This is a genomic window from Streptomyces sp. UNOC14_S4 (genome assembly GCF_020740835.1).
Classification (GTDB): Bacteria; Actinomycetota; Actinomycetes; order Streptomycetales; family Streptomycetaceae; genus Streptomyces.
The window spans coordinates 1-7,872 of the sequence record NZ_JAINFC010000364.1; the positions used below are offsets into that span (position 1 = coordinate 1).

8 protein-coding genes are annotated in these 7,872 nt (G+C 73.4%); 1 reads left to right on the top strand and 7 read right to left on the bottom strand.

The features are described 5' to 3' along the window. From K6I34_RS26525 to K6I34_RS26545, 5 genes are all read right to left on the bottom strand, one after another. Window positions 1–978: ABC transporter ATP-binding protein (locus K6I34_RS26525; protein ID WP_229329309.1), on the bottom strand; the 978-nt coding region annotated here is incomplete at its 3' end. Further along, on the bottom strand, window positions 975–1,739 hold the full coding sequence (locus K6I34_RS26530; protein ID WP_229329311.1) for a phosphonatase-like hydrolase: 765 nt from the start codon (window positions 1,737–1,739) through the stop codon (window positions 975–977). The genes K6I34_RS26530 and K6I34_RS26525, both read right to left, overlap by 4 nt. Before the next feature lie 5 nt (window positions 1,740–1,744). Then, complete coding sequence (locus K6I34_RS26535) at window positions 1,745–2,866, bottom strand: TIGR03364 family FAD-dependent oxidoreductase (protein WP_229329313.1); 1,122 nt, start codon at window positions 2,864–2,866, stop codon at window positions 1,745–1,747. 133 nt (window positions 2,867–2,999) lie between these two features. Continuing rightward, a complete protein-coding gene (locus K6I34_RS26540; RefSeq protein WP_229329315.1) occupies window positions 3,000–3,782 on the bottom strand; it encodes a GntR family transcriptional regulator in 783 nt (260 codons plus the stop codon). A gap of 139 nt (window positions 3,783–3,921) precedes the next feature. Continuing rightward, entirely contained in the window at window positions 3,922–4,692 is a 771-nt protein-coding gene (locus K6I34_RS26545; protein WP_229329317.1) for a hypothetical protein, read from the bottom strand. Between the two features lie 313 nt (window positions 4,693–5,005). On the opposite strand from K6I34_RS26545, the gene K6I34_RS26550 reads away from it, so the two are divergent. Continuing rightward, window positions 5,006–6,253, top strand: a complete 1,248-nt coding sequence (locus K6I34_RS26550; protein WP_229329319.1) for a neprosin family prolyl endopeptidase — start codon at window positions 5,006–5,008, stop codon at window positions 6,251–6,253. A 12-nt stretch (window positions 6,254–6,265) separates the two neighbouring features. On the opposite strand, the gene K6I34_RS26555 is transcribed toward K6I34_RS26550, so the two are convergent. Further along, window positions 6,266–6,724, bottom strand: coding sequence for a heme-degrading domain-containing protein (locus tag K6I34_RS26555; RefSeq protein WP_229329323.1), 459 nt, complete (start codon window positions 6,722–6,724; stop codon window positions 6,266–6,268). 80 nt (window positions 6,725–6,804) lie between these two features. Continuing rightward, on the bottom strand, window positions 6,805–7,872 hold a 1,068-nt coding region (locus K6I34_RS26560; RefSeq protein WP_229329321.1), incomplete at its 5' end, for a Gfo/Idh/MocA family oxidoreductase.

Here is a 7,872-nt window from a genome sequence, read left to right on the forward strand (position 1 = left end):
CACCTCGGCCGTCACTTCGACCTCGTCGGCGACGGCCACCGTCACCCGGTGCGAGGAACCGCGCCACTGGAGCCCGGTGACAGGCCCCCGCAGCACGTTGAGCCCGGAGCCGTCCGGCTCGCCGAGGCCGACCAGGTGCGGCCGGACGCACACGGTGGCGCTCCCCGCGCCGCCGCCCGATCCCTCGCGGACGCGGATCCGGACGTCGGGCGCCACCTCCACCACGTCCGTCCCGCACCACACCCCGGTCAGCAGATTCGCGCTGCCGACGAACGACGCCGTGAACGCGCTGCCGGGCGAGCGGTAGAGCTCGCGCGGCGTGCCGCAGTCCTGGAGGCGGGCGCGGTCCATGACGGCGATGCGGTCGGCGAGGGTGAGGGCCTCGCTCTGGTCGTGGGTGACGTAGAGCATGGAGACGTCGGGCAGGTCCCGGTGCAGCCTGGCGAGTTCGGCGAGCATGCCGGAGCGCAGCTGCGCGTCGAGCGCGGAGAGCGGCTCGTCGAGGAGCAGCACGCCGGGCCGGACGGCCAGGGCCCGCGCGATGGCGACACGCTGCTGCTGGCCGCCGGAGAGCTCGCGCGGGTAGCGCTTGGCGTACGCGGTCATGCCGGTCATCTCCAGCGCCTCGGCGACGCGCCCGGCGATCTCGCCGCGCGGTGCCTTGCGCGCCTTGAGCCCGAAGGCGACGTTGGCGTCGACCCGCAGGTGCGGGAAGAGGGCGTACTGCTGGACGACCATGCCGATGCCGCGCTTGTGCGGGGGCAGGTCGGTCACGTCCTGCCCGCCGATCAGCACACGTCCGGCGGTCGGCCGGACGAACCCGGCGACGGCGCGCAGCGCCGTGGTCTTGCCGGAGCCGGAGGGCCCGAGGAGGGCCATGACCTCGCCGGTCCCGACGGTGAGGTCGAGGGAGTCGAGGACGACGGTGTCGCCGTAGGCGACGGTGACACCGTCGAAGCGGATGCCGCCGCGCGTCACGATGCGTACTCCGCCGTTCCGCCCGCCGTTCCGTCCGTCGTGCGGTGCACCGCCGCGTCCCCCGCCTCGTACTCCGCGATCAGGTCGGGCAGGTCGGCCACGGAGGCCAGGACCGCGGTGGCACCGGCGTCCCGGAGCGCGGTCTCACCGTGCGCTCCTGTGAGCACCCCCGCCACGACCGACGCGCCCGCGCGCCGCCCGGTGAGCATGTCGTACGAGGTGTCGCCCGCGACCGCGACGTCCTGGACGGCGGCCACGGCGCCGGTGCGCAGCAGCGCGGCGAGGACCATGTCGGGGTACGGGCGGCCGCGGCCCGCGTCGGCCGGGCAGAGGGTGAGGTCGGCGAGGTCCGTCCAGCCGAGGGCGGTGAGGATCGCGTCCTGGGTGGCGCGGGCGAATCCGGTGGTCAGGACGACGGTCCGGCCTTCGGCCCGCAGGCGTTCGACGGTGGCGCGGGCGCCGGGGAGGGGCGCGCAGTGACCGGCGTCGACCAGCCGCGCGTACGCCTTCTCGAAGGCGGCGTTGGCCCGCTGGGCGCGCTCCTCGTCGCCGAAGAGGTGCCGGAAGACGGAGATCTTGGACTCGCCCATGGTGGCGCGGACGTGGGCGAGCTGTTCGGCGTGGACCGGCGAGCCGGGCAGGACGCCGAGTTCCGCGGCGGCGGCCGCGAAGGCGCGCTCGACGAGGCCGTCGTCGGCGACGGTCGTCCCGGCCATGTCGAGGACGACGAGGCCGATACGTCTGCTCTCTCCAGTGCTCATGTGTCTCACCAGTCCAGGGTGTTCGCGGTGGTCTCGGCGATGGCGGGGGCGCAGGTCATACCGCGGCCGCCGGGTCCGGTCACGAGCCAGACGCCGTCGCGGACCTGCTGCCGGTGGACGACACGGGTGGTGTCGAGGCACTGCGCGTACACCCCGGCCCAGCGGCGGCGGACCGTCGGCAGGGGACGTCCGAGCAGCGCTTCGGCGACGGCGGCGACATGCTCGTACGGGTCCTCGTCGACGTCGAAGGCGAAGGGCGTGTCGTACTCGTGGGTGTCGCCGATGGTGAGGCCGCCGTCGGCGCGCTGGACCATGAGCAACTGCATCTTGTGCGCGGCGGCGACCGGCGGCTGGCTCTGCGCGGCGGCGAGCGCGTCGAGGGCGGCGCCGCCGTAGGCGGGGTAGTAGCGGAAGCTGTCGGCGTCGGCGACAGAGGTGGTGAGCTCCTCGCCGAGCGGCGCGGTCTGCATCATCTGGAGGCGGACGCGGCGTACGGGCAGGTCGGGGGCGAGCTCGCGGACCAGGCCGCCCAGCCAGGCGCCGGTGCACAGGACGACCGCCGCACCGGTGTGGGTGATGCCGTGGTCGTCGCGGACAGCGTGCTCGCCGACGACCTCGCGGACCTCGCGCCCGCCGAGGAAGGTGTAGCGGCCGGAGGTGAGGAGCGCCTCCTTGAGGGCGCGCTGGGCGGTGCGCGGTTCGACGGCCGCGTCGCGCGGGCACCACAGGGCGCCGAGGAACTCGCCGCGCAGGGCGGGGTTGTGCTCGCGCACCTCGTCGGCGTCGAGGAGGGCGAAGCCGCGGGCGGCGGCGTCGGGGCGCTCGACGGCGGCGCGGGCGACGGCCAGCTCCGCCTCGTTGGTGACGACCGTCAGGGAACCGTTGGCGCGGAAGCCCAGGCCGGGGACGTCTTCGGCGATCTGCTCCCAGAGTTCGCGGGCGCGCAGGGCGGTGTCGAGCTCTTCGCCCCCGGCACGGCCGCCGACCCAGACCAGCCCGAAGTTACGGACCGAGGCACCCCGGGCCTCGGCCTCGCGCTCGATGTGGACGACCTCGTGGCCGCGTTGGACTGCGTGCCAGGCGTGCAGGGTTCCCAGCACGCCGGCTCCGACGACTATGACTCGCATGTCCCGAACGTTCGTCGGGGCGCGTGTCCCGAAGGGGTCCGGACGGCGACGCGGGGGTGAACGGGCTGTCAAAGTTGGCCTAGACCCGTTATCGTTACGTTACAAAGAGGGGAGGTGGGGGTGGGGGAATTTCCTACTGCTTCGATCCCAAATGGGTGGTGAAGGAGAAGCGGTCGCCCCGGTAGAGCGACCGCACGCGCTCCAGCGGGCGCCCCTCCGTGTCCCGTGACAGCCGGTGGACCAGCAGCATCGGCAGGGCGGGGGGCGTGCCGATGAGGAGGGCCTCGCGCGGTGTGGCGAGCACCGTCTCCAGCCGTTCGTCCGCGTCACCGAAGCCGATGCCGAGGCGGTCGCGGAGATAGCCGTAGAAGGAGGAATCGGGTGCGAATTCGGTGTTCAGGCGCGGCACCCGCGCCACCGCGACATAGGTGCTCTCCACGCCGACCCGCTCGTCGTCCGCGAGCAGCACGCGCTCCATGTGCCATACGGGCGCGCCCGGTTCGACACCGACGTCGGGCGCGAGCGCGGGCGGGCAGGGGAAGCGGTCCAGGCCGATGAGGGTACGCCCGGGCCTGCGCCCCTGGCGCCGTACGCCCTCGGTGTAGCTGGCGAGGGCGAGGGGCTGTTCCAGCTTGGGCCCGGCGACGACCGTGCCGCGTCCGGCGCGCCGCAGCCGCCCCTCCAGCAGCAGCTCGCGCAGGGCCTGGCGTACGGTCTCGCGCGCGACGGTGAAACGCAGTGCGAGTTCGCGTTCGGTCGGCAGCAGCCCGCCCTCGCCCAACTCGTCCAGCAGGGCGGCCACCTGGTTCTTGACCGCGTAGTACTTGGGGATCCTGCCGTGCTCGGGGATCCCGGCGCGGATGGGCGCCCCGGGCACGTGCCCGGGTGCTCCGCTGGGGTATTCCGTGAAGTCCACGGCGCGATCCTCGCATTTCAGCGCCCCGCGAATGGGGGTGCCCCGTCAGGGGCGCGGGGAACTGCGCGCTCAGCCACGACGCAGCCGCAGCCGCGCGCCAAGCGCAAGAGGCACCCCGGTAGGCGCCCGGCTGGGACCCTCAGCCATCCCCCCGTTTGGCCCGCCGCGCTCCGAAGATCATGGAACCGCCCGCCAGAAGCAACGCAAAAGCGGAAGCCCCGATAGCGAAGAGCGGCCGCTGCGACCCGGTGTCGGCGAGCAGCGACGCCCCCTTGTGCTCCTGCCCGGCAGCGGCCGGGGCGGAGCTCTCGTGGACGGCGGCGGTCCCCTCGACCCCGAAGGAGTAGTCATTGGACTCCCCCACCCAGTCCCCGTTGTTCCCGCGCCGCTGCACCGCGGTCACATTGGCCGTGACGGCCCCTTCGGGAGCACCGGGGGTGAACGCCAAGCGCACGCGTACCGGCACGGCCGAGTGCGCGGGGACGGCGAAGCCGGGAAAGTCGGGTGACGTGCCGTCGAAGACGCCGACGTTCTCCGCCTCGTCGGTCCGCTCGAAGCGCACCGGCCGCCAGCGGCCCGCGGCCGTGTCGTAGAAGTCGAACCGGATGTCGCCGGGCTTCAGCGCGCGCTTCCTGTCGGAGAGGACCGCCACCGGGTGCACGTCCCGGCACTCGGCGACCGTGTCGTTCCGCAGCTCCAGCTCCCAGACCTGCGGCTCCCCGCCCCGCTCGTACACGCCGGGCCCGCCGCTCAGCCGCGCGCCGATCGGGAACGCGGTGCTGCCGGGCCCGCCGCACCGCGCCTGCGCGGGCGCCCGGTCACGGGGGTACTGCGGGAACGCGGCGGGTGCCGCCGTCGAGACGACCGCGAGCGCGGCGGCGCCGACGACGAGCGTGCGAGGCAGATACATCGCGGTACCTCCGCGGTGGGAACCAGGGACAGAGCAGGCCAGGCAAGGCGGACAGAACGGCCAGGACGGTCAGGACCGGGGGACAGCACGCTGCCACCACTCACCCCTGAGGAGCGCCAGGCACGACGAGGCAGCACGGACCAAACCTGACATACCACCCGATATGCGTATTACCTGCTGATCGGAATAAGAGGCTCCAATATGGAACGCCCCGTTCGAGCGACTCTCCGACTGAATGGGTGAATCCAGGGGGATCGACTGGGGAGGCGCCGCGTGCGGCGCACCCGCACCGATCGGAACGGAGAGCCCGATCATGCCTTCGCGAAACGAGCCACACTTTCCCGACTTCTCCACCTTCATCGGCAGAGTGAACTCCACGGGCCACGAGCAGTTCACCGCCGCCCGCCCCACGACACGTGTGGGCGCCGAGGAGTTCGACGCGATGAGGGCGCACGTCCAGTCCCTCTACAGCGGCATCGAGGAGGTGCCGCATAGCTTCGTCGACGACAACGGCCAGGTCTTCGACTGCGTACCGGTGGAACGCCAGCCCGCGCTCCGGGGCGTCACCGAGGCCCCGGCCGTCCCGGTCGACGCGCCCGCCGCGCCCGGCCCCCGCGCCACCCCGCAGAGCCTGCCGCTGCGACCGCAGTTGCGCTCCGACCGCATCGACAAGTTCGGGCGCGCCATGTCGTGTCCGCCGGGCACGATCGCGCTGCGCCGCGTCACGCTGGAGGAGCTGGCCCGCAGGGGCACCCTGCGGAACTTCTTCCGGAAGAGCCCGCTGGGCACGGGACAGCACCCGCGGCTGAGCCCGCCGGTCCAGGCCGGGGTGCACAAGTACGCCCACGCCTACCAGATCGCCGGCAACCTCGGCGGCCACAGCTTCGTCAACGTCTGGGACCCCAGCGTCGGCGACCAGGTCTTCTCCCTCTCGCAGCACTGGTACGCGGGCGGCTCACCGGTGCAGACGGTGGAGTGCGGCTATCAGATCTATCCGGGGAAGTACGGCACGACCCAGCCGTGCCTCTTCATCTACTGGACGGCCGACGGCTATCAGCGCACCGGCTGCTACAACCACGACTGCTCCGCCTTCGTCCAGACGAACTCCGCCTGGGCCTTCGGCGGCACGCTGGGCCCGGTGAGCGTCTCGGGCGGCGCGCAGTACGAGCTGGAGGTCGCCTGGTACTTCAACGGCGGCAACTGGTGGCTCTACCTCGGCGGCACCAGCGCGAGCAACGCCGTGGGCTACTACCCGGGTTCCCTCTTCGGCAGCGGCCCGCTCGCGAGCGGCTCCGCGTCGGACGTCGACTACGGCGGTGAGGTCGTGGACAACACCGCGTGGCCCCCGATGGGCAGCGGCGCCTTCGCCGAAGCGGGCTGGCAGTTCGCGGCGTACCACCGCGACGTCTACTACTACCCCACGGCGGGCGGCGCCGTGGAGGCGTCCCTGACCGCCTCCCAGCCCTCCCCCAACTGCTTCACCTGCGTGGTGAACCACGCGGCCGCCCCGTGGAACGAGTACTTCTTCTACGGCGGCCCGGGCGGCACGAACTGCTCGTGAGGGACGTGGCCTTCAGCCGCCGCTGATGCCCAGGAAGCGCTCCAGGGCCTCCACCACCAGGGCGTGGTCCTCGGTCTGGCGGAGGCCCGAGACGGCCACGGCGCCGACGACGCCCGTGCCGCGGACGCGGAGGGGGAAGGCCCCGCCGTGGGCGGCGTAGCGGTCCGGGTCCAGGCGGGAGTCGTTCTCGAACGTACGGCCCTTGGCCCGGAAGCGGGCGCCTACCAGGAGGGAGGATTCCGCGTAGCGTTCGACGACGCGGCACTTGCGGTCGAGCCACGCGTCGTTGTCCGCGGAGGTGCCGGGCAGCGCGCAGTGGAAGAGGCGCTGGGGCCCGCGGCGGACGGTGATCGCGACGGCCGCCCCACGGGTGCGGGCGAGGGAGACGAGGAGGGAGCCGAGCTCCCACGCGTCGTCGTTGCCGAAGCGGTCGAGGACCAGGCGCCGTTCGTCGGCCTCGAGCCGGTCGATCTCGCTCCCTGGGGCCTCGCTTTCCGGAGCCTCGCTTTCCGGGGCAGCGGCCTTCACGTCGGCTGATTCGCGGTCGGTGCTCACGACATGGGCTCCTCGATGCGTACGGTGCGGCCCTCGGCCGCCGACACCCGGGCCGCTTCCAGGACACGCAGCGCCGCTGCCGCCTCCCGCGCCGTCACCGGGGGCGTGCCGCCCGTGCGGAGGGCCGCGGCGATCGCGGCGTAGTAGGCGGGGTAGTCGCCGGGCAGGGTCGGGACGGGTTCGCCGCCGCCCGTGCGCGGGGACTCGCCCGCGCCGACGCGGCCCCACGCGGACTCCGGCTCGGCGCCCCACTCCGCGTCCTCGTCCGTCGGCCGCCGGCCCTCGCGCAGGGCCGCTTCCTGGGGGTCCAGGCCGTACTTCACATAGCCCGCCTCGCTGCCCAGCACCCGGAAGCGCGGCCCAAGCTGGGCGGCCGTGGCGCTCACCCACAGATGGGAGCGGACGCCGTTCGTGTGGGTGACGGCGATGAACGTGTCGTCGTCGGCCTCGGCGCCCGCCCGGCGCACGTCGGCCTCCGCGTACACGGTGGCTGCGGGGCCGAAGAGGGCGAGGGCCTGGTCCACCACATGGCTGCCCAGGTCGTAGAGGAGCCCGCCGAGCTCCGCCGGGTCGCCGGACTCCCGCCAGCCGCCCTTCGGCCGGGGCCGCCAGCGTTCGAAGCGGGACTCGAAGCGCAGGATCTCGCCGAGCGCGCCGTCGCGCACGAGCCGTTCGACCGTGCGGAAGTCGTTGTCCCAGCGGCGGTTCTGGAAGGCGCTGAGCAGCAGCCCCCGTTCGTCCGCCAGCTCGGCCAGGGCCTCAGCCTCGGCGGCGGTCGCGGCCAGCGGCTTGTCCACGACGACCGCGAGCCCCGCTTCGAGCGCGGTGCGGGCGAGCGGGACGTGGGTGCGGTTCGGGGAGGCGATGACGACGAGGTCGAGCTCGTCCGCGCGGGCGAACAGCGCGTCGGCGGTGTCGGCCGTCCGTACCCCGGGGTGCTCGGCGGCGGCCTGGCGCTGCCGCTCGGGGTTGGCGGTGACGACCGTGTCGAGGACCAGGCCGTCGGTCGCGGCGATCAGCGGGGCGTGGAACACGGAGCCCGCGAGGCCGTAGCCGATGAGCCC